This window comes from Janthinobacterium sp. 13, from assembly GCF_002749695.1.
In the GTDB taxonomy this organism is placed as follows: domain Bacteria; phylum Pseudomonadota; class Gammaproteobacteria; order Burkholderiales; family Burkholderiaceae_D; genus Janthinobacterium; species Janthinobacterium kumbetense.
On the sequence record NZ_PEEQ01000001.1, the window covers coordinates 1,991,226 to 2,014,627 of the forward strand.

20 protein-coding genes are annotated in these 23,402 nt (G+C 63.4%); 8 read left to right on the plus strand and 12 right to left on the minus strand.

Features of this window, described 5'->3' with window-relative positions; all coding sequences use genetic code 11:
• Positions 1 to 51: 51 nt before the first annotated feature.
• Positions 52 to 1,287, minus strand: coding sequence for a M20/M25/M40 family metallo-hydrolase (locus CLU94_RS08700; protein WP_099665351.1), 1,236 nt, complete (start codon positions 1,285 to 1,287; stop codon positions 52 to 54).
• Entirely contained in the window at positions 1,284 to 2,516 is a 1,233-nt protein-coding gene (locus CLU94_RS08705; protein ID WP_099665352.1) for a urate hydroxylase PuuD, read from the minus strand. Before CLU94_RS08705 ends, CLU94_RS08700 begins: the two co-directional genes overlap by 4 nt.
• 131 nt (positions 2,517 to 2,647) lie before the next feature.
• On the opposite strand from CLU94_RS08705, the gene CLU94_RS08710 reads away from it, so the two are divergent.
• Together CLU94_RS08710 and CLU94_RS08715 are read left to right on the plus strand one after the other, a co-directional pair.
• Positions 2,648 to 3,586, plus strand: a complete 939-nt coding sequence (locus CLU94_RS08710) for a LysR family transcriptional regulator (RefSeq protein WP_034754583.1) — start codon at positions 2,648 to 2,650, stop codon at positions 3,584 to 3,586.
• Between the two features lie 73 nt (positions 3,587 to 3,659).
• Positions 3,660 to 5,414, plus strand: a complete 1,755-nt coding sequence (locus CLU94_RS08715; RefSeq protein WP_099665353.1) for an allantoate amidohydrolase — start codon at positions 3,660 to 3,662, stop codon at positions 5,412 to 5,414.
• A gap of 2 nt (positions 5,415 to 5,416) precedes the next feature.
• On the opposite strand, the gene CLU94_RS08720 is transcribed toward CLU94_RS08715, so the two are convergent.
• The 7 genes from CLU94_RS08720 to CLU94_RS08750 form a co-directional block, all read right to left on the minus strand.
• Positions 5,417 to 6,652: a Zn-dependent hydrolase gene (locus tag CLU94_RS08720; protein ID WP_099665354.1), complete on the minus strand. Its 1,236-nt coding sequence runs from the start codon at positions 6,650 to 6,652 to the stop codon at positions 5,417 to 5,419.
• A 10-nt stretch (positions 6,653 to 6,662) separates the two neighbouring features.
• Entirely contained in the window at positions 6,663 to 8,054 is a 1,392-nt protein-coding gene (gene hydA / locus CLU94_RS08725; protein WP_099665355.1) for a dihydropyrimidinase, read from the minus strand.
• 17 nt (positions 8,055 to 8,071) lie between these two features.
• Complete coding sequence (locus tag CLU94_RS08730) at positions 8,072 to 9,556, minus strand: NCS1 family nucleobase:cation symporter-1 (protein ID WP_099665356.1); 1,485 nt, start codon at positions 9,554 to 9,556, stop codon at positions 8,072 to 8,074.
• Positions 9,557 to 9,678: 122 nt separating this feature from the next.
• Positions 9,679 to 10,959 (minus strand): NAD-dependent dihydropyrimidine dehydrogenase subunit PreA, encoded by a 1,281-nt coding sequence (gene preA / locus CLU94_RS08735; RefSeq protein ID WP_218965282.1) that lies wholly within the window; start codon positions 10,957 to 10,959, stop codon positions 9,679 to 9,681.
• On the minus strand, positions 10,959 to 12,326 hold the full coding sequence (locus CLU94_RS08740; protein WP_099665358.1) for an NAD(P)-dependent oxidoreductase: 1,368 nt from the start codon (positions 12,324 to 12,326) through the stop codon (positions 10,959 to 10,961). The genes preA and CLU94_RS08740 overlap by 1 nt, the downstream gene beginning before the upstream one ends.
• A gap of 47 nt (positions 12,327 to 12,373) precedes the next feature.
• Entirely contained in the window at positions 12,374 to 13,876 is a 1,503-nt protein-coding gene (locus CLU94_RS08745) for a CoA-acylating methylmalonate-semialdehyde dehydrogenase (RefSeq protein ID WP_099665359.1), read from the minus strand.
• 8 nt (positions 13,877 to 13,884) lie between these two features.
• On the minus strand, positions 13,885 to 15,201 hold the full coding sequence (locus tag CLU94_RS08750) for an aspartate aminotransferase family protein (RefSeq protein WP_099665360.1): 1,317 nt from the start codon (positions 15,199 to 15,201) through the stop codon (positions 13,885 to 13,887).
• A gap of 199 nt (positions 15,202 to 15,400) precedes the next feature.
• On the opposite strand from CLU94_RS08750, the gene CLU94_RS08755 reads away from it, so the two are divergent.
• The 6 genes from CLU94_RS08755 to CLU94_RS08780 all read left to right on the plus strand — a co-directional run bounded on the left by CLU94_RS08755 (position 15,401) and on the right by CLU94_RS08780 (position 20,322).
• On the plus strand, positions 15,401 to 16,858 hold the full coding sequence (locus tag CLU94_RS08755; protein WP_099665361.1) for an aminotransferase-like domain-containing protein: 1,458 nt from the start codon (positions 15,401 to 15,403) through the stop codon (positions 16,856 to 16,858).
• A 10-nt stretch (positions 16,859 to 16,868) separates the two neighbouring features.
• Positions 16,869 to 17,546, plus strand: a complete 678-nt coding sequence (locus tag CLU94_RS08760) for a TetR/AcrR family transcriptional regulator (RefSeq protein ID WP_099665362.1) — start codon at positions 16,869 to 16,871, stop codon at positions 17,544 to 17,546.
• Between the two features lie 91 nt (positions 17,547 to 17,637).
• The gene (locus tag CLU94_RS08765; RefSeq protein WP_099665363.1) at positions 17,638 to 18,153 is read left to right on the plus strand and encodes a hypothetical protein; all 516 of its coding nucleotides are present in this window, start codon (positions 17,638 to 17,640) and stop codon (positions 18,151 to 18,153) included.
• Positions 18,154 to 18,294: 141 nt separating this feature from the next.
• Entirely contained in the window at positions 18,295 to 18,564 is a 270-nt protein-coding gene (locus CLU94_RS08770; protein ID WP_099665364.1) for a hypothetical protein, read from the plus strand.
• Between the two features lie 160 nt (positions 18,565 to 18,724).
• Positions 18,725 to 19,147 (plus strand): VOC family protein, encoded by a 423-nt coding sequence (locus CLU94_RS08775; RefSeq protein ID WP_099665365.1) that lies wholly within the window; start codon positions 18,725 to 18,727, stop codon positions 19,145 to 19,147.
• 11 nt (positions 19,148 to 19,158) lie between these two features.
• Positions 19,159 to 20,322: a dipeptidase gene (locus tag CLU94_RS08780; RefSeq protein WP_099665366.1), complete on the plus strand. Its 1,164-nt coding sequence runs from the start codon at positions 19,159 to 19,161 to the stop codon at positions 20,320 to 20,322.
• A gap of 1 nt (position 20,323) precedes the next feature.
• Here CLU94_RS08780 and CLU94_RS08785 read toward each other — a convergent pair whose 3' ends face one another.
• From CLU94_RS08785 to deoA, 3 genes are all read right to left on the minus strand, one after another.
• Entirely contained in the window at positions 20,324 to 21,541 is a 1,218-nt protein-coding gene (locus CLU94_RS08785; protein WP_180278815.1) for a nucleoside deaminase, read from the minus strand.
• A 4-nt stretch (positions 21,542 to 21,545) separates the two neighbouring features.
• Positions 21,546 to 21,953 carry a cytidine deaminase gene (locus CLU94_RS08790; RefSeq protein ID WP_034754695.1) on the minus strand — a complete coding sequence of 136 codons (408 nt, stop codon included), beginning with the start codon at positions 21,951 to 21,953 and terminating at the stop codon, positions 21,546 to 21,548.
• Positions 21,954 to 22,052: 99 nt separating this feature from the next.
• Positions 22,053 to 23,375 (minus strand): thymidine phosphorylase, encoded by a 1,323-nt coding sequence (gene deoA / locus CLU94_RS08795; RefSeq protein WP_099665368.1) that lies wholly within the window; start codon positions 23,373 to 23,375, stop codon positions 22,053 to 22,055.
• Between the last annotated feature and the right edge of the window lie 27 nt (positions 23,376 to 23,402).

Sequence of the window (23,402 nt, forward strand, 5' to 3'; positions counted from 1 at the left end):
TCTTCTTCACAGTTTGAATGTCCGCCCCATTGTAAGCCAAAGTCAGCGACCTTATTTTTGCGCCAGGAAGTCCAGCAGGGTCAGGGCGACGATCTTGCTGGCCTTGCGCAAATCGTCGAGCGCCAGGCGCTCGTCGGCCTTCTTCGCATTCGATTCGGGCACCGTGCGCGGACCGGCGCCATACAGCACGGCAGGGATGCCCCGCTCGCCATACAGACGCGCATCTGCATACAGGGGCGTGCCGACGGCGGGAATCGTTTCGCCGAGGATGGCTTGCGCATTTTTCTGCAGGCTGCCCACCAGCTGCTCGGAACCGGGCAAGGGACGCAGCGCGTGCGAGAGCAGCAGGCGGCGAATCTCGAGGCGGATGCCGGGCTCGCCCCGCACGGCGTCTTCGATCAGCGCGCGCACCTGCGCTTCCACCGCTACCGGGTCTTCTTCCGGAATCATGCGGCGGTCCATCTTCATGACCACCTTGCCCGGCACCACATTGGTATTCGTGCCGCCGTCGATGCGCCCCACCAGCATGGTGGGCGAATCGATGCCCGCCACTGCGGATTTGATCTTTTTCAGCTCCGGCAGCTGGCCGTAGATGGCGTTGAGGATCTTGTTGGCCGCCTGCAGCGCGTCGTGTCCCGTCTCCGGCATGGAGCCGTGGCCCGACTTGCCGTGCACGGTGATTTCCAGCTGCAGGCAGGCGTTATGGGCGGTGACGATGCCGTAGCTGAAACCGGCGGCGATGACGAAATCGGGCTTCGTCAGCTGCTGCTCCAGCAGCCAGCCCGGCCCCAGCAAGCCGCCGAATTCCTCGTCGTACGTAAAATGCAGCTCAAGCTGGCCCTTCAAGGGAATGCCCAGCGCCTCGAGCGCGCGCGCGGCAAACACATAGGTGGCGAAATCGCCCTTCGACACGGCCGTCGCGCGGCCGTAGATATAGCCGTCGTCGATCTGGCCGCCATACGGCGGGTACGTCCAGTTGTCGCCGGGCGGCACCACGTCGCCATGCGCATTCAGGGCCACCGTCGGCCCGCCCGCGGCATACGGCCGGCGCACGATCAGGTTGGTGATGCTTTGCATGCCGTACGCTTCCACCTGCGCCGCTGGCACCGCGTGCTTTTCCGCCTGCCAGCCATACGCCTGCAGCAGCTGCGCCACCAGGTCCGCATGGGGCGCGTTATTGCCGGGCGGCGTATCCGTCGGCTGCTGCACCACCTTCTGCAAAAAGGCGACTTCCTCGTCGAAGTGTTCGTCGATCCAGGCCGTGATTCGTTCTGCGTGCGTTGTCATTTTGTTCCTTGCATGGTCTGTTGCAGCCAGACGCCCAGCTCACTGCGCTCGGCGTCCGTCATATTGGTCAGGTTCCCGATCGGCATGGCCTTCAGTTCGATGGCCTGCTTGTAGATTTGCGCCGCGTGCTGGCGGATTTCGACTTCATTATCCAGCATCATGCCGGCCGGCGCCGTGGCAAAACCCGGCTGCGTGGGCTGGGCCGAATGGCAGGTGGCGCAGCGTTGAGCGATGATGGCATGCACGGCCTTGAACTGCGCGGCAGGGTCCACCGCCGGCGCGGCCGCCACGGCCACGGGCGCCTTGGGCGCGATGGCCACGGCCACGGCCACCAGCAAGGCCACGCCGAGGGCCGGATAGCGCCACTCGACGCGGCCCTTGTGGCGCAGGTTGAAGAAGTGGCGGATGAAGACGCCGGCCGCCATGATCAGCGCCAGCACCAGCCAGGCGTGATCGTTGCGGTAGGTCATCGCGTAGTGGTTGCTGATCATGATGAACAGCACGGGCAACGTAAAATAATTGTTATGCACGCTGCGCTGCTTGGCCTTCAAACCGTGCTTGGGATCGGGCAGCTTGCCGGCGGCCATGGCTCCGACCATCTTGCGCTGGCCGGGAATGATCAGCATCAGCACATTGGCCACCATGATGGTGCCGATCATGGCGCCCACGTGGATGTAGGCGGCGCGCCCGCTGAGCAAGTGCGTGAGCACATATGCGGCGCCGACGATCAGCGCGAACACCGTCACGCCGAACCACAGCTCGTATTGCGCCAGCTTTGATCGGCACAGCAGGTCGTACACGGTCCAGCCGATGACGAGGGTGGCGATGCCGATGCCGATCGCCTGGCCGCTGCTGATGTCGGCCACGGATTTGTCGATCATCATGGCCTGGGCATTGAAGTAGTAGGCAATCGTCAGCAGCGCAAAGCCGGACAGCCAGGTCGAATACGCTTCCCACTTGAACCAGTGCAGTTCCTTCGGCAGTTCCGCGGGCGCCACCAGGTATTTTTGGGGGTTATAGAAGCCGCCGCCGTGCACGGCCCACAATTCTCCCGACACGCCTTTCTTCGCCAGCTCCGAGCCGGGCGCGGGCGGGCGGATCGAGTTGTCGAGCCAGACAAAATAAAAGGAAGCGCCGATCCAGGCGATGCCCGTGATGACGTGCAGCCAGCGGACGATTAGGTTCAGCCACTCAAGGCCGTACGGAATCAGGTAGGCAAATACTTCCATAAATTTCCTCTAGTCAGACCGAACCAATATTCGTGCCAATCTACACAAGATAAACGGATTTACCGCCCATCACATGAAAAATATCGTATATTTGACATATTCAAATCGATATACAACAGAGCCGCCGCCACATGTCCAGCCTGCCGCAACACCTCGACCTGCACTTGATCCGCATCCTCTACCTGCTGCTGGTGGAAAAGAATGTCTCGCGCGTGGCGCTGAAACTCAATCAGCCGCAGCCCTCGATTTCCGCCTCCCTGCGCAAGCTGCGCGAACTGACGGGCGACCCGCTGCTCGTGCGCGGCGCGCGCGGCATGGTGCCGACCCAGCATGGCGAAAGCCTGCTCAATCCGGCCAAGCGCATCCTCGACCAGACGGAAAGCCTGTTCGTCAAGAAAACGCCGTTCGTGGCGCAGGAAGAGGCACGCACCTTCCATATCGCCGCGCCCGACTACCTGGACAGCCAGTTCCTGCCCAACGTGGTGGCCCTGCTGCGCCGCGGTTCACCGAAAAGTCGCGTCGTGCTGCACAGCCTCGGGCCGGGCATCGACCATATCCGCCAACTGTCCGACGGGGGCCTGGACCTGGTGATCGCCAACTGGGACGAGCCGCCCGCGCATCTGCACATCTCGAAGCTGTTCGAAGATCCCATCATCTGCGCCATGCATGCGGAAAACGCCTATGCGCGGCGCACGGCCAGCGACGCCATGACCCTCGACGATTATCTGAGCCTGCCCCACGTGGCGCCGTCGCAGATGATGCCCGGCTACCACGGCGTGATCGATTCCTTCCTCGAACGGCAAAACCTGCAACGCAACGTGGTGGTGGAGTCGGCGTATTTCGGCCTGATCCCCTACATGCTGACGCAGACGGATCTGGTGCTGACCACGGGCCGGCAATTCATGCGCTTCTATGAAAAGACGCTGCCGCTGAAAACGTATACCGTGCCCCTGAAATTCCCGCCCATGCGCTTTTACCAGCTGTGGCACCAGCGCGTGCACCAGGCGCCCGAACACAAATGGCTGCGCGACCAGGTCAGCGCTGCCGCCAAGGCGCTGGTCCAGCGATAGCCGCTATCAGCACGCGCATATAATGGAGACAGGAACGGGGCGCTATCATCACCGCTTGCATGATCGGAAAACCATGACCACCCTTTCAGACCTGAACGCCGGCAGCACGGCAGACTTTATCGCACGGCTGCACGGCATCTATGAACATTCGCCCTGGATCGCCCAGCGCGCGGCACCCGCCCGGCCATTTGCCAGCCTGACGGCACTCAAGACAGAGCTGCAGCGCGTGCTGGCGCAAGCTTCGCCGGAAGAGCAGCTGGGGCTGATACGCGCCCATCCGGAGCTGGCAGGCAAGGCCGCCATCGCAGGGCAATTGACGGCGGAATCGACGCGCGAGCAGGCCAAGTCCGGCCTGAACCTGTGCAGCGCCGACGAATTCGCCACCCTGCAGCGCCTGAACGACGACTACAACGCCAAGTTCGGCTTTCCCTTCATCCTGGCCGTCAAGGGCCCGACGGGCGAAGGCTTGACGCGCCAGGACATCATCGCCACGTTTGCGCGGCGCCTGAAGAACCGGCGCGCCGATGAACTGGCCGAATCGTTGCGGCAGATCAAGCGCATCGCCGAGCTGCGCCTGAACGACCTGTTCGACGTGCGCCTGGACTTCGGTCCGGCCATCATGCAGCAGGCGGAAACCCTGGCCGGCTGGAGCGACAGCGATTACAACCTGACCTGCGCCTACCTGACGCCGGCGCACCAGAAAACGGCAGCACAGCTGGCCGACTGGATGCGGGACGCGGGCATGCAGGTGCACATCGACGCCGTCGGCAACGTGGTCGGGCGCTATCTGTCCGATGCGCCTGACGCAAAAACCCTGATGACGGGATCGCATTACGACACGGTGCGCAACGGCGGCAAGTACGATGGCCGCTTGGGCATCGTGCTGCCGATCGCCATCGTGCGCCACCTGCACGAACAGGGCGAAAAGCTGCCGTTTCACTTCGAGATTGTCGGCTTCGCCGAGGAGGAAGGCGTGCGCTTCAAGAGCACGTTTTTGGGCAGCACGGCCGTCACGGGCAAGTTCGACGTATCGCTGCTGGAACAACTGGATGCGGATGGCGTGAGCATGCGCGACGCGCTGGCCGCCGCCGGCCACGAGGTAAGCGCCATCGGCGCCAGCGCGCGTGATCCAGCCGACTTGCTCGGCTATGTGGAAGTGCATATCGAGCAGGGTCCCGTGCTGCTGGAACGCGACCTGCCGCTGGGGATCGTCACGGCGATCGCCGGCAGCTCGCGCTACCTGGTCAATCTTGGCGGCGTGGCCAGCCACGCAGGCACCACGCCCATGACCATGCGCAAGGATGCAGCCAGTGCAGCGGCCGAAATCATCCTGCTGGTGGAACGGCGCTGCAACCAGGGCGAGGCGCTGGTGGGCACCGTGGGGCAGCTGCACGTGCCAAACGGCTCCGTCAACGTGATCGCCGGCGCCTGCACCCTGTCGCTCGACATCCGCGCGGCCGACGACGCGGTACGCCAGGCGGCCGTCGACGATATTCTCGATGGCATCGCCGCCATCTGTGCGCGGCGCCAGATCGACTACCAGCTGGAACTGCTGCTGTCCGCACGTGCAGCGCCGTGCGCGCCGTGGCTGATGGCGCAGCTGGCGCAAGCCGTGGAATCGGTCGGCGTCGAACCATACGCGCTGCTGTCGGGCGCCGGCCACGACGCCATGGCCATGGCTGCCATCACCGACGTGGCCATGCTGTTTACCCGTTGCGGCAATGGCGGCATCAGCCACAACCCGCTGGAAACCATGACGGCCGACGACGCCGACATCGCGGCGCGCGCCCTGCTGGCGTTTTTGCGCAGCTTCCAGCCCAAGCCGTAAGACTACACGGCCACGGCCCGCTCCAGCATCGCGTGCAGCAGGACATTGCAGCCCGCTTCCAGGTGCTCGGGCTTGGCGTCCTCGATTTCATTGTGGCTGATGCCGTCCTTGCACGGCACGAAGATCATGCCGGCCGGCGCCAGCCGGGCCGCATAGATGGCATCGTGGCCGGCGCCGGAGACCACGTCCATCACCGTGTAGCCCAGCTTTTCAGTGGCGTTGCGCACGGCGCCCACGCAGTCGGGATGGAACGGGCATGGCGGGTAATAGGAGACTCTTTCCAGTGAAATGCCCAGCCCTGTCTTCGCGCGCGTGGCATCGATGAAGGCCGTGATTTCGCCATGCATGGTGTTGAGCAGTTCGTCGTTCACGTTACGCAGGTCGATGCTGAATTTGACTTCGCCGGGGATCACGTTGCGGCTGTTCGGGAAGACCTGCACCATGCCCACCGTGCCGCGCCCATACGGCGGGTAGCGGTTGGCAATGGCGACGACTTCCTGCATGATGGTGGTGGCTACCTGCAGCGCATCCTTGCGCAAGCCCATGGGCGTGGGGCCCGCATGCGCTTCCATGCCCGTCACCACGCAGTCGTACCACGACAGGCCCATCACGGCAGGCACCACACCTATCACCTTATCGGCGTCTTCCAGCACCGGACCCTGCTCTATGTGCGTTTCAAAGTAGGCGCCGATCGGGTGGTCGCCCGGCACCTGGTCGCCACGATAACCGATGCGTGCCAGTTCCTCGCCCACGGTTTTGCCTTCCGTATCCTTGGCCGCATACGCGGTTTCGAGCGAAAAGGCGCCGCAAAATACGCCCGAGCCCATCATCACGGGCACGAAGCGCGAGCCTTCCTCGTTGGTCCAGAAGGCCACTTCGATAGGGGCCTGCGTCTTGATTTTCAGATCGTTCAGGGTGCGCACCACTTCCAGGCCCGCCAGCACGCCGTAATTGCCATCGAACTTGCCGCCCGTGGGCTGGGTGTCGATATGGCTGCCCGTCATTACGGGCGGCAAGCTATTGTCCGTGCCGTCGCGGCGCATGAAGACATTGCCGATCTGGTCGATGGTGATGCTCATGCCCGCCTCACGGCCCCATCCCACCACCAGGTCGCGCCCCTGCTTGTCCAGGTCCGTCAGGGCCAGGCGCTTGACGCCACCCTTCGCCGTCGCGCCGATTTGCGCCAGTTCCATCAGGGCCGCCCACAGCCGTTCGCCATTGATACGCAGTGCATCCATCGTCAACTCCTTATGCGGTGGTGGCGGAAAACGCGGGCCGCTCAACATAGCGCCCTGCCCCTTCCGCCGCCATCAGTTCACCCTGGTGGAAGACCACCTTGCCGGCGGCAATCGTGGTGCTGGGGATACCGCGCACGGCGCGCCCTTCGAAGACATTGAAGCCTCCCTTGGCGAACTGCGTGGCGGCGGAAATGGTGCGCGTGCCCTGCGGGTCCCACAGCACGATGTCGGCGTCGCTGCCAACGGCGATTACGCCCTTGCGCGGATACATATTGAAGATCTGCGCCGCATTGGTCGACGACACCTTGACGAACTCGGACGGCGTCAGCATGCCGGAATTGACGCCCGCATCCCACACCACGGCCATGCGTTCCTCGACGCCGCCGCAACCGTTCGGGATGCGCGTGAAGTCGTCCTTGCCCGCCGCCTTCTGCTCGGCGCAAAAGGTGCAGTGGTCCGTGGCCGTCGTGTGCAGGTTACCGCTTTGCAGGCCGTGCCACAGGGCCGCCTGATGGTGTTTGCCGCGGAACGGCGGGCTCATGACGTGGCCCGCGACGAAATCGAAATCGTCGCCCTGGTAGACGCTGTCGTCGATCACCAGGTGGCCCGCCAGCGCTTCGCCATACACGCGCTGACCATTCGCGCGCGCCCGCGTGATGGCGTCCAGCGACTCGGCGCACGAGACGTGCACGATGTACACAGGGGTATTCAAGACATTGGCGATGGCGATGGCGCGGTTGGCCGCTTCCGCCTCCACGGCAGGCGGGCGCGACAGCGGGTGCGCCTGCGGCCCGGTAATCCCCTTCTTGAGCAGGGCTTGCTGCAACTGGAAAACCAGTTCGCCGTTTTCCGCATGCACGGTGGGCAGTGCTCCCAGTTCAAGCGAACGTGTAAAACTTTTCACCAGGGTTTCATCGTCGGCCATGATGGCGTTTTTATACGCCATGAAATGCTTGAAGCTGTTCACGCCATGTTCGCGCACCAGCACTCCCATCTCTTCATGTACCTGCTCGCTCCACCAGGTGATCGCCACGTGGAAGGTGTAGTCGCCGGCCGCCTTGGCCGACCACTCGCGCCACTGGTGATACGCCTCGATCAGCGACTGCTTCGGTGCGGGGATGACGAAATCCATGATGGTGGTGGTGCCGCCCGCCAGGCCCGCCGCCGTGCCCGAGAAAAAATCGTCGGACGTCACGGTGCCCATGAAGGGCAGATTCATGTGCGTGTGGGTGTCTATTCCGCCCGGCATCACATACAGGCCGCCCGCATCGATCACCGTGGCGCCGACCGGCACCGGCAGGTTCTCGCCGACGGCGGCAATCGTGTCGCCCTCGATCAGCACATCGGCGCGGAAGGCGCGGTCGGCGTTGACGACAGTACCGCCACGTATCAGTGTAGTCATCTTGTCTCCTTGAGTGATTACGACTGCGGCGCCTGCTGCACTCTCTCCGCCGCCTTGCCCTTCATCATGGCGCCGTAAACGACGGCGGCAATGGCCACGCCCACGAACCAGGCGTAGGTGTAGATGGTTTTAAAACCTTCGGCCACGCCGGGAAACGCCGTGGGGAAGGCCGCGTTCAAAAAGCCCGGGATGTTCGGCAGCACGGCAATGACAAAGGCGATCAGCGCTGCCATGTTCCAGCCATTGCCATACGAGTAGACGCCGTCGTCGCGGTACAGCTGTTTGACGTCGAGCTGCGTCTTGCGTACAAAGTAGTAGTCGACGATGAGGATGCCGGCGATGGGGCCCAGCAGGGCCGAATAGCCGATCAGCCAGGTGAAGATATAGCCCTGCGTCGATTCGAGCACCTTCCACGGCATCATGACGATGGCGATGAAGGCCGTGATGTAGCCGCCCATCTTGTACGAAATCTGTTTCGGTGCCAGCGAAGAAAAATCGTAGGCGGGGCCAACCAGGTTGGCCGCCAGGTTGACGCTGACCGTGTCGATCAGCAGGATGATCAGGGCGATCAGCACGGCGGCGCCCGTCATGCGGCTGGCCAGGTCGACGGGATCCCAGATGGCCTTGCCGTACATGACGACGGAGCCTGCCGTGACGATCACGGCCAGCATGGCCAGCAATCCCATCGGCACGGGCAGGCCGATCGACTGGCCGATCACCTGGTCGCGCTGCGTCTTGGCGAAGCGCGTGAAGTCGGGAATGTTCAAGGCCAGGGTGGCCCAGAAGCCCACCATGGCCGTCAACGATGGCCAGAAGACGCTCCAGAACTGGCCCGCCTTTTTGCCGCCGGGGATGAATTGCGATGGCTGATCCAGCAGGCTGGCTACGCCGCCGGCCTTGCTGTGCACCCAGTACAGCAGCACGAAGCAGATGAGGATTTTCAAGGGCGCCGTGTAGGTTTCCAGCTTGCGGATCGACTCCATGCCATGCAGGATGTAATAGAACTGGATGGCCCAGAAAGCCAGGAAGCACAGCAACTGGCTGCCATTGATGCCCAGGCCCGCAATCTTCCCGCCGCCCAGCTCATGGCCCGCCAGCACGCCCATCAGGGTGTAGATCATCTGCCCGCCGAACCAAGTCTGGATGCCATACCAGCCGCAGGCGACGACGGCGCGCATCAGGGCCGGAAGACGCGCGCCCATGGTGCCGAACGAGGCGCGCGCCAGCACGGCATACGGGATGCCGTACTTGGTACCCGCATGGCCGATCAGCAGCATGGGCAAGAGCACGATGGCGTTGGCGAGAAAAACCGTGAGCACGGCCTGGTAACCGGACATGCCACTGTCGATCAAGCTGGCCGACAGGGTGTAGGCGGGAATGCACATCACCATGCCGACCCACAGCGCGGCGAAGTGATACCAGCGCCAGGTGCGCTGTGTCGCCGTGGTGGGCGCCAGGTCTTCATTCCAGAGTTGCGTGTTGCCTGAATAGTCGTGGTTCACAGGTATGCTCCATCGGTTGGGAGAGGATCGGTTTTATAGAAACGGCTCGACTTTTAAGTCAACCTAGCTTACCGCAAAGCCCGGCCGCTGTTTACAAATAAAACGCACGCAAAAAACGTGCCCTACGCCGTTTCCGCCAACGCCCGTGGATTCCTGGGATCCTGCGTCCAGTTCATGTATGGCTTGCCCGTGACCTGCGGCACCATCGTGATGCAGCCCTGCACCGGGCAGGTGATTTCGCACAGGTTGCAGCCCACGCATTCCTCCTTGATCACCTCATACGTGCGCGTGCCGGCAGCGTCGATCAGCTGCGCAATCGACTGGTGCGAGGTGTCTTCGCAAGCCACGTAGCACTTGCCGCATTTGATGCAGTCGTCCTGATTGATCTGCGCGATGACCTGGTAATTCATGTCCAGGTATTTCCAGTCCGTCGTATTGGCCACGGCCTTGCCGGAAAAGTCGCTGATGCGCTCATATCCCTTCTCGTCCATCCAGCGCGACAAGCCATCCTTCATCTCTTCGACGATGCGGAAACCATGCAGCATGGCTGCAGTGCACACCTGCACGCAGCCGGCGCCCAGGGCAATGAATTCGGCCGCGTCGCGCCAGTTGCCGATGCCGCCGATGCCGGAAATGGGCAAGCCCCGCGTCTGCGGATCGCGGGCGATTTCCGCCACCATGTTCAGCGCGATGGGTTTCACGGCCGCTCCGCAATAGCCGCCGTGCGTGCTGGCGCCGCCCACGATGGGCAAGGCCACCATGCGGTCCAGGTCCAGCGAGGTAATCGAGTTGATGGTGTTTATCAGCGAGACGGCGTCCGCACCGCCCGCCTTGGCCGCGCGCGCCGGCATGCGCACGTCCGTGATGTTGGGCGTGAGCTTGACGATGACGGGGAGTTCGCTGTGCTTCTTGCACCAGGCGGTGACCATCTGCACGTACTCGGGCACCTGGCCCACGGCCGCACCCATGCCCCGCTCCGGCATGCCGTGCGGGCAGCCGAAATTGAGCTCGATGCCATCCGCGCCTGTCGCCTCCACCTTGGGCAGGATGTCGGCCCAGTAGTGCTCTTCGCACGGCAGCATCAGCGAGACGATCATGGCGCGGTCGGGCCAATCCTTTTTCACCTGCGTGATTTCGCGCAGGTTGATCTCCAGCGAGCGGTCGGTAATGAGTTCGATGTTATTGAAGCCGACCACTTCGCGGTTCTTGCCGTACAGAGCGGAATAGCGCGACGAGACGTTGACGGCGGCAGGGTCTTCACCGAGCGTTTTCCACACGACGCCGCCCCATCCCGCTTCGAAGGCGCGCACCACGTTGTAGGCCTTGTCGGTCGGCGGCGCGGACGCCAGCCAGAAGGGATTCGGCGCCTTGATGCCGCAAAATTCGATGCTGAGATCAGCCATTATGCAGCCTCCACTTTATTGAATAAATCGGAATGGATGGCCAGTGCGGCCAGCTTGCCATGCTGGACGGCCTGCACCGTCAAGTCCTGCCCCGGCGCCACGCAGTCGCCGCCCGCGTAGATCCCCGGCAGCACCGTGCGAAAACCTGCGTCGACGGCGATCTTGTCGCCTTCGCGTTGCAACAGCGCCGCCATCGGGTCATCCAGCACGTCGGTGTCGAGGCTCTGGCCGATGGCCTTGAAGATGGCGTCGGCCGCCACGTCGAAGGTTTCGCCCGTACCAGTCAAACGCGTGCCCTGCATGCGGGTCTTCTCGAAGCGCATGCCGGCCACATGGCCGCCAGCGTCAAGCAGCACCTGCTGCGGCTGGGCCCACGTCAGCATGCGCACCTGGTTGGCCTTGGCGATTTCCTGTTCATGATGCGTGGCCGTCATGGCATCGAAGCCGCGGCGGTAGACGAGGGTGACTTCCTCTGCGCCCAACCTTTGAATCTGCACGGCCATGTCGATGGCCGTATTGCCGGCGCCAATCACAATCGCGCGTTTCGGCACGGGCAACGCAGCCAGGTCGTCGGCCTGACGCAGCGCGCTGATGTAATCGACGGCGGCCAGCAAGCCAGGAGCGTCTTCGCCCGTCAAGCCCAGCTTGCGGCTGGCGCCCAGGCCCAGCCCCAGGAAGACGGCGTCGTATTGCGCGTGCAAGTCGCGCAGCTGCAGGTTCTCGCCCAGCACCTGGCGACATCGGATTTCAATGCCGCCGATGTCCAGCAGAAAGTCGATTTCCTTTTGCGCGAAATCGTCCGTCAGCTTGTACTTGGCGATGCCGTATTCATTCAAGCCGCCCGCCTTGCCTTCCTTTTCAAAGATCACCACGTCGTGTCCCAGCATGGCCAGGCGGTGCGCGCACGACAGGCCGCCAGGGCCCGCACCGACGATGGCAATTGTCTTGCCCGTGCTTGCCGCCCGTTTGAACGGGTGCGCCGCGAACTGCATATGATCGACGGCGTAGCGCTGCAAGAGGCCGATCTTGACGGGCTGGCCTTCCGCGTCGTGGTTGCGCACGCAGACGTCTTCGCAGAGGATTTCCGTCGGGCAGACGCGGGCGCAGCTGCCGCCCAGGATGTTCTGTTTCAGGATGCCGGCGGCGGCACCGTTGATGTTCTTGTCGTGGATATTGCGGATGAAGCTGGCCACGTCGATTTCCGACGGACAGATGCGGCTGCACGGCGCGTCGTAGCAGTACAGGCAGCGGGCGCTTTCGATGGCGGCCTGGCGCGCGCTCAAAGGAGGCGCCAGGTCCGTGAAATGGCCCGCCAGTTCCTCGTTGGGCAGGGCGGGATGCGGCAAATAGTTCAGGGACTCGATCATCGCGTTTTCCTTCTTTGATCCTGCGGTGGATTTTCAGTGTGAAACCGTCACTTCATCTGGGGAAAAGCAAATTCCACACCAGCGCTTGCCGTATTCGGCCAGCGCTGCATCACAGCCTTGTGGCGCGTGTAGAAACGCACGCCTTCGGGACCATAGGCGTGGTGGTCGCCGAACATGCTGCGCTTCCAGCCGCCAAAGCTGTTGAAGGCCATCGGCACCGGCAAGGGGATGTTGACGCCCACCATGCCGACCTGGATCTGTCGCACGAATTCGCGCGCCACGCCGCCGTCGCGCGTATAGATGGCCACGCCGTTGCCATACTCGTTGGCATTGATCAGCTCCACCGCATGCACCACGTCAGGACAGCGCAGCACGCACAGTACGGGGCCAAAAATCTCTTCCTTGTAGATGCTCATGTCGCGCGTGACGTGGTCAAATAAAGTGCCGCCCACAAAAAAGCCGTTCTCGCGGCCCGGCACCACATGGTTGCGCCCATCGACGACCAGGGTCGCGCCCTGCTCCACGCCCGAGGCGATGAGTTTTTCGATACGCTGCTTGGCGGCCAGCGACACGACCGGCCCCATTTCCGCCCCCTCTGCCATGCCGTCGCGCACTTTCAGTGCGGCCGTGCGCGTTGCCAGTGCATCGATCAATTTGTCGCCCGCGTCGCCCACGGCCACGACGACGGAAATGGCCATGCAACGCTCGCCCGCCGAACCGTAGGCGGCGCCGATCAAGGCGTCGACCGTCATGTCCATGTCCGCATCGGGCATCACCACCATGTGGTTTTTCGCGCCGCCCAGCGCTTGCACGCGCTTGCCGCTGGCACTGCCGCGCGCATAGATGTATTCGGCGATCGGCGTGGAACCGACAAAGCTGATCGCCTGCACGACAGGATGATCGAGCAAGGCGTCGACCGTCACCTTGTCGCCCTGTACCACGTTGAAGACGCCGTCGGGCAAGCCCGCCTCCTTCAGCAGTTTGGCGTGCAGCAGGGATGCCGACGGATCGCGCTCCGACGGTTTCAGGACGAAGGTATTGCCGCAGGCGATGGCGACGGGGAACATCCACATCGGCACCATCACGGGAAAATTGAATGGCGTGATGCCGGCCACCACGCCCAGCGCCTGGCGCATGGACCAGGCGTCGATGCCGCGCGAAATCTGGTCCGTGAATTCGCCCTTTAACAATTGCGGGATGCCGACGGCAAATTCCACCATCTCGATGCCGCGCGCCACTTCGCCCTGCGCATCCGCGAAAGTCTTGCCGTGCTCGCGCGTGAGCATGGCGGCAAAGTCGTCCGTGTGCTGCTGGCACAGCTGCAGGTAGCGGAACAGCACGCGCGCACGCGTCAAGGGCGGCGTTGCAGACCAGGAAGGAAAGGCGGCGGCGGCCGCCTGCACGGCCGCATCCACGTCTTCCACGATGCCCAGCGCCACCCGGGCCACGGGTACGCCCAGGGCCGGGTTATACACGTCGCCATAGCGGCCACTATTCGTGTCGACTTTGGCGCCGTTGATGAAGTGGGTGATGGTGTCGAGATCGTTCATGGTGTTCCTTAGTCGAGATTTTTGAGTACCTTGGCCAGCTTGCCAAACAGCTCGTCGACATGCTGTTTTTCCAGCACCAGCGGCGGCGACAGGGCGATGATGTCGCCCGTCGTGCGTATCAGGACGCCGTCGGCGAAGGCCTGCTTGAAGGCGTTGAAGGCGCGCGCACCGGGTTTGCCGGCGATGGGATCGAGTTCGATGCCGGCGATGAGGCCAATGCTGCGCAGGTCGATCACGTGCGGCAAGCCTTTCAAGGAATGCACGGCGTCGCTCCAATACGCCTGCATGCTTTTAGCGTGGCCCAGGATGTCCTGCTCCTCGAACACTTGCAGGGTCGCCAGCGAGGCGGCGCAAGCCAGCGGGTGACCGGAATACGTGTAACCGTGGAACAGTTCGATGCCGGCCGGCGCATCCATGAAGGCGTCGTGGATATACTTTTTGCTGAAGACGGCCCCCATCGGCACCATGCCGTTGGTCAGGCCCTTGGCCGTCGTCATCAGGTCAGGCTCGACATCGAAATAATCAGCCGCGAACGGCGTCGTCATGCGGCCAAAACCCGTGATGACTTCATCGAAAATCAAGAGGATGCCGTGCTTGGTGCACAGCTCGCGCAAACGTTTCAGATAGCCTTTCGGCGGAATCAGCACGCCCGTGGAGCCGGCCACCGGTTCGACGATGACGGCGGCAATCGTCGAGGCGTCGTGCAGGGCGACGATGCGTTCCAGTTCATCGGCCAGGTGGGTGCCGTATTCGGGCTCGCCCACCGTATAGGCGTTCTTGTCCAGGTTATGCGTGTGCGGCAAATGGTCCACGCCGGGCAACAGCGGGCCAAAGGTCTTGCGGTTGCCGCCGATGCCGCCCACGGAAATGCCGCCGAAGCCCACGCCGTGGTAACCGCGTTCGCGGCCGATCAAGCGCGTACGTGCGCCCTCGCCGCGCGCCCGGTGATATGCCAGAGCGATTTTCAGGGCCGTGTCCACCGCCTCGGAACCGGAGTTGGTGTAGAAGACGTGGCCGAACTTGTGGCCCGTGTAGTCCATCAGTTTTTCCGCCAGGTCGAAGGCGGCCGGATGGCCCATCTGGAAGGTCGGCGCGAAGTCGAGCTGGCCCACCATGTCGCGGATGGCGCCGACGATTTTCGGCTGCGCATGGCCGCATGGCACGCACCACAGGCCGGCCGTGCCATCGAGGATGCTGTTGCCATCGACGTCCTTGTAATACATGCCTTCGGCTGACACGAGCAAGCGCGGGTTGGCCTTGAAATCACGGTTGTTCGTAAACGGCATCCAGAATGCCGACATCGATTCCGGCCTTGTTTCGTTCATGACCTTCTCCTTGGGATGGGCTGGCGCGGGGCCAGGATCGTTTTTGACGAAGCGTAAAATAATTTACCAGTTGGCAAAAAGCTGATGTAATAATAGACAGGCCATCCCCAATGGCACAGATACACAAACGGCAAAGTATCCCAACCGTACAGGTCGGAAAATCAGTACAGTTTTGTGCAGGGCAGCATAAGGAGCCACCGTGAAGCACAGCGACAGCACAGACGATGCCCCCGAACAGACCAGCGGCTGGCCCGTGCTGGACATCGACCGCCAGAAAAAGGGCGGTCTGGTCGAGCAGATCGTCATCGCGATCAGCGTCATGGTGGGCAGCCGCGCCCTGCGCATCGGCACGCGCATGCCGTCCGTGCGCCAGTTCGCCCGCAGCAATGGCGTGTCGACGTTTACCGTCGTCGAATCGTATGACCGCCTGGTCAACCTGGGCTTGCTGTCGTCGCGCCGCGGCTCCGGCTATTTCGTCGCGCGCCACGATATCGCCGCCTCGCCGCAGACGGCCGTGCATACGAGTCCCACCGCCATCGACGCCCTCACGCCGGACCTGTATTCGGGCGTGTCCGACGCCCTGCCCGTGGGCGCGGGCTGGCTGCCGCCCGAAATGTATGGCGAAGTGACCGTGCTCGACGCCGTGCGCCAGGCCATGCGCATTCCCGCCAGCCGGCTGCGCGGCTATGGCCATCCGCTGGGCTTTCCCTCGCTGCGCCAGCACCTGGCGACAAGCCTGTCGGAAGAGCTGTTCCAGGTGGAGCCGGACCAGGTCTTGCTGACGCATGGCGCCACGCACGCTTTTGACCTGGTCCTGCGCAGCCTGACCAAGCCGGGCGACACGGTGCTGGTGGAAGACCCAGGCTACAGCAATCTGCAGTCGCTGATCCGCCATCACGGCTGTATCCCCGTGGGCATTGCGCGCGGCGAGGCGGGCCTGGACCTCGATGCGCTGGCCAGCGAGGCTGCGCGCACGCAGCCCAAGTTGATGTTCGTCAACACGGTGCTGCAAAATCCGCTCGGCACCTCGCTCAGCCAGGCGCAGGCGCACCGCTTGCTGGCACTGGCCGAGCAATTCGATTTCTGGCTGGTGGAAGACGATATCTACCGCGAACTGGCGGCGCGCGGCGACGCGTCGCTGGCGGCCATGGATGGCTTGCGCCGCGTGATCCGCGTGGGCAGTTTTTCCAAGACCCTGTCGCCCGTGCTGCGCGTCGGCTCCATCTGCGCCTCGCCTTCGCTGGTGGCCGAACTGGTGCGCGTGAAAATGCTGGCGGGACTGACGACGTCGGAAATCAACGAGCGCGCCGTCTACCACGCCATCTCCGCGCGGCCCTACAAGCGCATGGTGGAACGGCTGGTGGCGCAGCTCGATGCGGCCCGCGAGCGCAGCATCGATTGCCTGGCGCAGGCGGGCATGGCGCCCGTGGCGCGTCCGCGCGGCGGCATGTTCGTCAGCGCCGGCTGGCCCGATGTGCAAACGCCGGAGTGGAATGGCAAGATCATCGCCGACATGGCCTTGAAGGCCGGCATCCTGCTGTCGCCAAACGAATTTTTCATGCTGCGCGCGCCCGAGACGGTGTGGTTCCGCTTCAACGTGGCCTACACCGATACCCCCGTGCTGCAAGCCTTCCTGCAATCGATCCGCCCACGCTAAAGAATCCGCCATGGCCAGCGACAAATCCCCTGCCCTTTCCGTGAAAAATGCCGGCGGCCGGCGCCTGCAAAACCGCGACCGCCTGGAAGCGGACATCCTGGAGCAAGCCGTGCGCGTGTTCGCGGAAAGCGGCTATGAGGGCGCGTCGATCGCCACCATCGCCGAGCGGGCCGGCCTGTCGAAGCAAAACCTGATGTATTATTTCCCGTCCAAGCAGCTGCTGTACCAGCGCGTGCTCGACGACGTGCTCGACGACTGGCTGGCGCGCATGGAATCGCTGGCCAATGAACACGACGAGCCGCGCGACGTGCTGCGCGCCTACATCGGCGCCAAACTGCGTTTTTCGCGCGAACAGCCGTGGGCTTCGCGCGTATATGCGCTGGAAGTGATCAATGGCGCGCCCCTGTACGGCGCGCAGATACGCGACCGGGTCGTGCCCCTGCTGCGCAAGGATATCGCCGTCTTCGAAGCCTGGATCGCCGCCGGCAGGATCGCGCCCGTCAACGCCACGCACCTGATGTTCGCCATCTGGGCCATGACGCAATCGTATGCGGATTTTTCAGCGCAGATGGCCCTGGTGCTGGAGCGCAAGCAGCTCACGCGCAAGGATTACGAGGATGCCGAAATCCTGCTTACGCACATGGTGCAGGCGGCCATCGCCCTGCCTGGGCCAGTGCCTTGCACGTGATGAAATTTCCAATGAACAATCTGACAGTGATAGCATGGCGCGCTGAAGCGTTTGCAATGGCGGCGCAATATCGACAGGATAAGGAACAGGCATGAAACAATGGTCATCGGCGCGCACCGCGTCATTGCTGGGCAAAGCTGCCTGCGCGACGCTGCTGGCAGTGGCGGGCGCGGCACAGGCGCAGACAGTCGGCATGATAGACAACCAGCCTCTGAGCGAAACCTGGCTCAACGCGGGCTTTTATTCGTATCATTTCCAGCGCGACAAGAACCTGAACGACAGCAATCCGGGCCTGGGCGCCGAATACCGCTTTTCCACCGTCGCCTCGGTCACGGCCGGCCGCTTCTACAATAGCGACCGCGCCTATTCGAACTATCTGGGCGTGTACTACCAGCCCATCAAGGTGGGCCCGCTGCGCGTCGGCGCCGTCGTTGGCGGCTTCAGCGGCTATCCGAAGATGCGCGATGGCGGCTGGTTCCCGGCCCTGGTGCCCACCATCAGCTATGAATACCAGCGCGTGGGCGTGAATATCGCCATCGTGCCATCCTACAAGGACCGCCTGTATGGCGCCCTCAGTTTCCAGCTGAAACTCAAGGTGTTTGAATAACCGTTTGTCCCGACCTGTCGCCGTTCGGTCCGCCATTCCTGCCATTCGTCGCATACGCGATGCCTGGCAGCGGGGTTTTGCCTATAGTGGATCCATCGCCAGCTTGCATACGCAGCGGCACCCACACCACAGGAGAACGGTATGAAAGACCTCAATTCGGCACCGGGCAGCACTTCCTTCAGCACTTTCTGGAGCGAGCTGTGCGCTTACACGCGCCAGGGCATGGCCGCCCTGCGCGCCATGTCCTGGCCCATGCTGCTGGCATGCTGCCTGGGCCTGGCGTTCCTGATCACCATCTTGCCGCTGGCCATCATGCTGTTTGCCCTCGTCATGCTGCTGAGATGGGCAAGCAACAGCGATGACATGGACGCGGACACGAAGGCAGCAAACTCTTCGCAGTCGCCGCAATAAAAATTTGCGTAGTAGCAAGAGTGCAATGATTATTCTATGGCACTATGGATGGGCGCGGCACTGACGGGCATCAAACCCCTCCCGATGGATGGTATTGAGACGGAACGCTACGCAAGATTAACAATCGAAGCTACTCCCCCACAGCCATAGGAGTTTTCTGATGACCTCGACTGCAAAAGCCACAACCGGCACGACCATTCCATGCCTGCGCTACCGCGACGCGCCCGCCGCCATCGAATGGCTGTGCAAGGCGCTCGGCTTTGAAAAACAATTGATTGTGCCTGACGGAAACGGCGGCGTCGCCCATGCGCAACTGAGCTTTGGCAATGGCATGGTCATGGTGGCGCCGGCCATCGACAGCGACTATGGTCGCCTGATGAAACTGCCCGGCGACGTCGGTGGCGCGAACACGCAAAACTGCTATCTGGTCGTCAGCGATGCCGATGCCGTCTACCGCAGCGCGCGCGAAGCGGGCGCCGAAATCGTGCTCGACATCAAGGATGAAGATTACGGCGGACGGGGCTTTACCTGCCGCGACCCGGAAGGCCATATCTGGAGCCTGGGCACCTACGATCCATGGTAAGACGGAGAACAATGATTATCAGTACCCTCGCCGCCGCCAGCCTTGCGCTGATCGGCGGTTTCCTGTCCGCTCCCGTCCTCGTCGACGAGCACCTCAACCGCGTCCATCCTCCATCCGGCAAGGCGCCATCGGCAGCCACTGTGGCCCTGCACCAGAGCCTGTGGATCGCCGACCTGCACGCGGACAGCCTGCTGTGGCAACGCAACCTGAACCGCGACAGCCAGCGCGGCCATGTCGACTTCCCCCGCCTGCAGCGGGCCAACGTGGCGCTGCAAGCCTTTTCCGTCGTCACCAAGACGCCGCGCAAGATGAATATCGAGCGCAATGGCAGCGACACGGACAACATCACGGCGCTGGTGGTGGCGCAAGGCTTGCCGCCTGCCACCTGGAACAGCCTGCTGGCGCGCGCCGCCTACCAGGCCGACGAGCTGCGCCAGCAAGCGGCCAAGAGCCAGGGCAAGGTCAGGGTCATCGGCAGCCGCGCCCAGCTGCGCAGCTTCATCGCCGCGCGCGAGCAAGATCCCTCCCTGCTGGCCGGCTGGCTGACGCTGGAAGGCGCGCATGCGCTCGAAGGCAAGCTGGATAATCTCGATACCCTGTACCGGGCCGGCTACCGCATGGCCGCGCCCACGCACTTCTTCGATACGGAACTGTCCGGCTCCCAGCACGGCTTGAAGAAAGGCGGCTTGACGCCGCTGGGCAAGCAATGGCTGCGCGCCATGGAGCAACGCAAGATGATCGTCGACCTGGCGCACGCCTCGCCGGCCACCATCGACGACGTATTGACGATGGCGAAACGCCCCGTAATGGTGTCGCACACGGGCGTGCGCGGCACTTGCGCCAACGGGCGCAACCTCAGCGACGCACAACTGAAACGCATCGCCGCCCAAGGTGGCCTGGTGGGCATCGGTTTCTGGAATACGGCCGTCTGCGGCAAGGACGTGGCGTCCATCGCGCGCGCCATCAAGTACACGGTAAAACTGATCGGTGCCGAACACGTGGCCTATGGTTCGGACTTCGACGGCGCCGTCACCACGGCCATCGATGCGACGGGCTTGCCGCGCCTGACGCAGGCCCTGCTCGACGCAGGCTTGTCGGAAGCGCAGATCCGCCGCGTGGCGGGCGAAAACGTGCGCGACTTTTTACTGAAAAACCTGCCGGACGATGACGCCTAGGCTAGCCTAGCGCCTGGACCAGGGCCTGGTCCAGCACCTGGCGCGGCCGGATGCGTATCAGCTTGCGGTACAGCGGCGGCATCGACTCGCACAGCGCCAGCAGCGCGTCTTCCGCCATGGCGGGTCGCACGTACTGGAATTGCGCCGGATTATTCTCCGGCAGTGCCCCCTCCATGGTGGAGCCGTAGGCGCCCAGGGTCATGAAACTGGCGGCGCTGTCGTCCGGGCCGATGGCCAGCACGAAGGTACCGTGCTTGGGGTGGCCCAGGTAGCTTTTGAATTCTTCCTGCAGCGCCGGCGCCGCATTCGCCATCAATTCAAAGCGCAGCTGCGCGTACTGGCGCGTGCATTCCATGAACGGCGTGCGGATGGCCGATTGCGCCACGTTTCCCGGCATGCACAGCAGCAGGTTGCCAAAGGAATCGAGCAAGGCGGCCGCGTCGCCTTGGCCGCCATCGCGCACATCCTGCTCCATGGCCGCCTGCAGGAATGGCGCCAGGCCCGCATCGGGCACGTGCGGGTCGCAACGGTAAGTGAGGGCATCGGGATAGCGGCGGCGCAGGGCGCGCACCACGGCATGCTCGGATGGCAAGGTGGCAGGATCACGCAGTTGCACGTCGTCGCCGGCGTTCAGCAGCTGCATCACCTGCGCCGATGTCGACTCGAACACGAGCGAGCACAGTGCCTGCGTCGCCTCGTGGATGCTCTTGCCGATGAAAAAAGATTTGGGCGTGGCGCCGGAAGGCAGGCGCGCATACTCGGTGGCGCCGCGCACGGCCGGATAGCAAAAGCTGCGGCCGGCCTGCACCTGCAACGGCGCCGGCAAGGCCGTAAACGTGGCGCTACCATCGTAATTGATGCCCGCCTTGACATCGGGCGCGGCCACCACCACGTTGAAACCGGCCGCCAGAATCGCCCCCGTGCACATGCAGCAGGGGTCGAGCGAGGTGACGATAGTCAGTTCCCCTGGCGGCGGCAAGGGCGTGCCCTTGGCCCGCTCGGCGAAATACCAGTCCACCAGCTGGCGCTCGCCATGCGCCGTGGGGTCAAACACCAGGCCCTGGCGCACGACGTTGTTGTGCATCGATTGCAGCACGTTGCCGGCGCCATCGAGCAGCACGCCGCCCACGCCGAAGGTGCCCTGCGTCTTGGCCGCCATGGCTTCGGCCGCGGCAATCGCCACGGCGGCCTGGATGTCGATCGTCTTGTTCAAGCGGATCCTGTTACTTCATGTCCAGGTCGGAATTGCCGAAGCCATGCGGCAGCAACCAGCCCGCCGTCACTTCCATGACATCGTTTTTCAAGTTCGTCAGGATCACCGGCAAGTCGGCGCCGCCCATCTCGAAGATCACCTGACGGCAGGCGCCACATGGCGAAATCGGTTCCGCCGTGTCGCCCGTGACGGCCAGCTTGGCGAAGTCGCCCGGTTTGCAGCCATGCGCGATGGCGCTGAAAAACGCCGTGCGCTCGGCGCAATTGCACAGGCCATAGGCGGCGTTTTCCACGTTACAGCCACGGAAGACGCGGCCATCCTTGCACAGCAACGCCGCGCCCACCTTGAAACGCGAGTAGGGTGCGTAGGCCAGTTCACGGCCGGCATTGGCTTCGGCGATCAGTTCTTGGTTGTTCATTTTTTCTGCAATACCCTTGAATTCATAAGACTGGGCTCAGACCACCGCCGGCACATAGCTCAGCGCTATCGCAAGCGGGGGTCTGCCCCTGGTTTTCAACTACGGACGAATGGTACGGTAAATCACCGGATTGGCCGCCAGCGCCACCACGCCGATGGCATACGCGTCCTGGATTTCCTTGACGGCTTGCTGCGCCGCCGCTTCCGTGCGCGCGTGCACCATGGCCAGTGGCTGGCCGACAGCAACCTGCTCGCCCAGGCCCACCAGGTCCGTCAGGCCGACGGCGAAATCGATGCTGTCGGTCGGACGGCGGCGGCCGCCGCCCAAGGCGACCACAGCCAGGCCGATGGCGCGGCAATCGCGCACGTTGGCGTAACCGGACGACAGCGCAGGCGCCGGCACGATGAACGGCGCCTGTTCCAGGTGCTTGTCCGGATGTTCGACCAGGTCGGCAGGGCCGCCCAGTGCGGACACCATGCGCGCAAAGCGCTCGGCCGCTTCGCCCGAATCGAGGGCCGCCATCAATTTCACGCGCGCCTCTTCTTCGGTGGCGGCCAGGCCGCCCAGCACCAGCATCTCGGCGCACAGCGCCAGGGTGACTCCATGCAGGCGCGCGGGACGCGAACGGCCCGTCAGGTAATCCATGGCGCCGCGCACTTCCAGCGCATTGCCGGCGTACGGCGCCAGCGACTCGTTCATGTCCGTCAAAATCGCCGACGTCTGCATGCCCGCGCCATTGCCGACGGCGACGATGCTTTCGGCCAGCTCCACCGACTTGTCGTAGGTCGGCATGAAGGCGCCCGTGCCCACTTTGACATCCATCACCAGCGCGTCCAGCCCGGCCGACAGTTTCTTCGACAGGATGGAGCCGGTAATCATGGCCACCGATTCCACCGTGGCGGTGACGTCGCGGATGCTGTAGAAACGCTTGTCGGCCGGTGCCAGCTGCGCCGTCTGGCCGATGATGGCCACGCCAACTTCCTTGACCACCTTGCGAAACAGTTCATTTTCCGGCACCGTGCAATAGCCTGGAATGGCGTCGAACTTGTCCAAGGTGCCGCCCGTGTGTCCCAGGCCGCGGCCCGAGATCATCGGCACGTAACCGCCGCACGCGGCAACCATGGGGCCCAGCAGCAGGGAGACGACGTCGCCCACGCCGCCCGTCGAATGCTTGTCGACGATGGGGCCCGGCAAGTTCAGCGAGCGCCAGTCCAGCACCTGGCCGGAATCGCGCATGGCCAGGGTGAACGCCACGCGCTCGTCCATGTTCATGTCATTGAAATAGACGGCCATGCCCAGCGCCGCGATCTGGCCTTCGCTGACGCTGCCGTCAGTGATACCGCGCACGAAAAACTGGATTTCCTCGGCGCTCAGCACGCCCTTGTCGCGTTTCTTGCGAATGATTTCCTGGGTTAACAACATGGAATAACTCCAATCATGAGATCTGGG

Excerpts from the sequence above, each read along its gene's own strand:
- CLU94_RS08715 (WP_099665353.1), top strand. The coding sequence starts at position 3,660 with ATGACCACCCTTTCAGACCTGAACGCCGGCAGCACGGCAGACTTTATC.
- deoA (WP_099665368.1), bottom strand. The coding sequence starts at position 23,375 with ATGTTGTTAACCCAGGAAATCATTCGCAAGAAACGCGACAAGGGCGTG.
- hydA (WP_099665355.1), bottom strand. The coding sequence starts at position 8,054 with ATGACTACACTGATACGTGGCGGTACTGTCGTCAACGCCGACCGCGCC.
- CLU94_RS08770 (WP_099665364.1), top strand. The coding sequence starts at position 18,295 with ATGAAAGACCTCAATTCGGCACCGGGCAGCACTTCCTTCAGCACTTTC.
- CLU94_RS08775 (WP_099665365.1), top strand. The coding sequence starts at position 18,725 with ATGACCTCGACTGCAAAAGCCACAACCGGCACGACCATTCCATGCCTG.
- CLU94_RS08710 (WP_034754583.1), top strand. The coding sequence starts at position 2,648 with ATGTCCAGCCTGCCGCAACACCTCGACCTGCACTTGATCCGCATCCTC.
- CLU94_RS08760 (WP_099665362.1), top strand. The coding sequence starts at position 16,869 with ATGGCCAGCGACAAATCCCCTGCCCTTTCCGTGAAAAATGCCGGCGGC.
- CLU94_RS08720 (WP_099665354.1), bottom strand. The coding sequence starts at position 6,652 with ATGGATGCACTGCGTATCAATGGCGAACGGCTGTGGGCGGCCCTGATG.
- preA (WP_218965282.1), bottom strand. The coding sequence starts at position 10,959 with ATGGCTGATCTCAGCATCGAATTTTGCGGCATCAAGGCGCCGAATCCC.
- CLU94_RS08790 (WP_034754695.1), bottom strand. The coding sequence starts at position 21,953 with ATGAACAACCAAGAACTGATCGCCGAAGCCAATGCCGGCCGTGAACTG.
- CLU94_RS08740 (WP_099665358.1), bottom strand. The coding sequence starts at position 12,326 with ATGATCGAGTCCCTGAACTATTTGCCGCATCCCGCCCTGCCCAACGAG.
- CLU94_RS08765 (WP_099665363.1), top strand. The coding sequence starts at position 17,638 with ATGAAACAATGGTCATCGGCGCGCACCGCGTCATTGCTGGGCAAAGCT.
- CLU94_RS08745 (WP_099665359.1), bottom strand. The coding sequence starts at position 13,876 with ATGAACGATCTCGACACCATCACCCACTTCATCAACGGCGCCAAAGTC.
- CLU94_RS08705 (WP_099665352.1), bottom strand. The coding sequence starts at position 2,516 with ATGGAAGTATTTGCCTACCTGATTCCGTACGGCCTTGAGTGGCTGAAC.
- CLU94_RS08700 (WP_099665351.1), bottom strand. The coding sequence starts at position 1,287 with ATGACAACGCACGCAGAACGAATCACGGCCTGGATCGACGAACACTTC.
- CLU94_RS08780 (WP_099665366.1), top strand. The coding sequence starts at position 19,159 with ATGATTATCAGTACCCTCGCCGCCGCCAGCCTTGCGCTGATCGGCGGT.
- CLU94_RS08750 (WP_099665360.1), bottom strand. The coding sequence starts at position 15,201 with ATGAACGAAACAAGGCCGGAATCGATGTCGGCATTCTGGATGCCGTTT.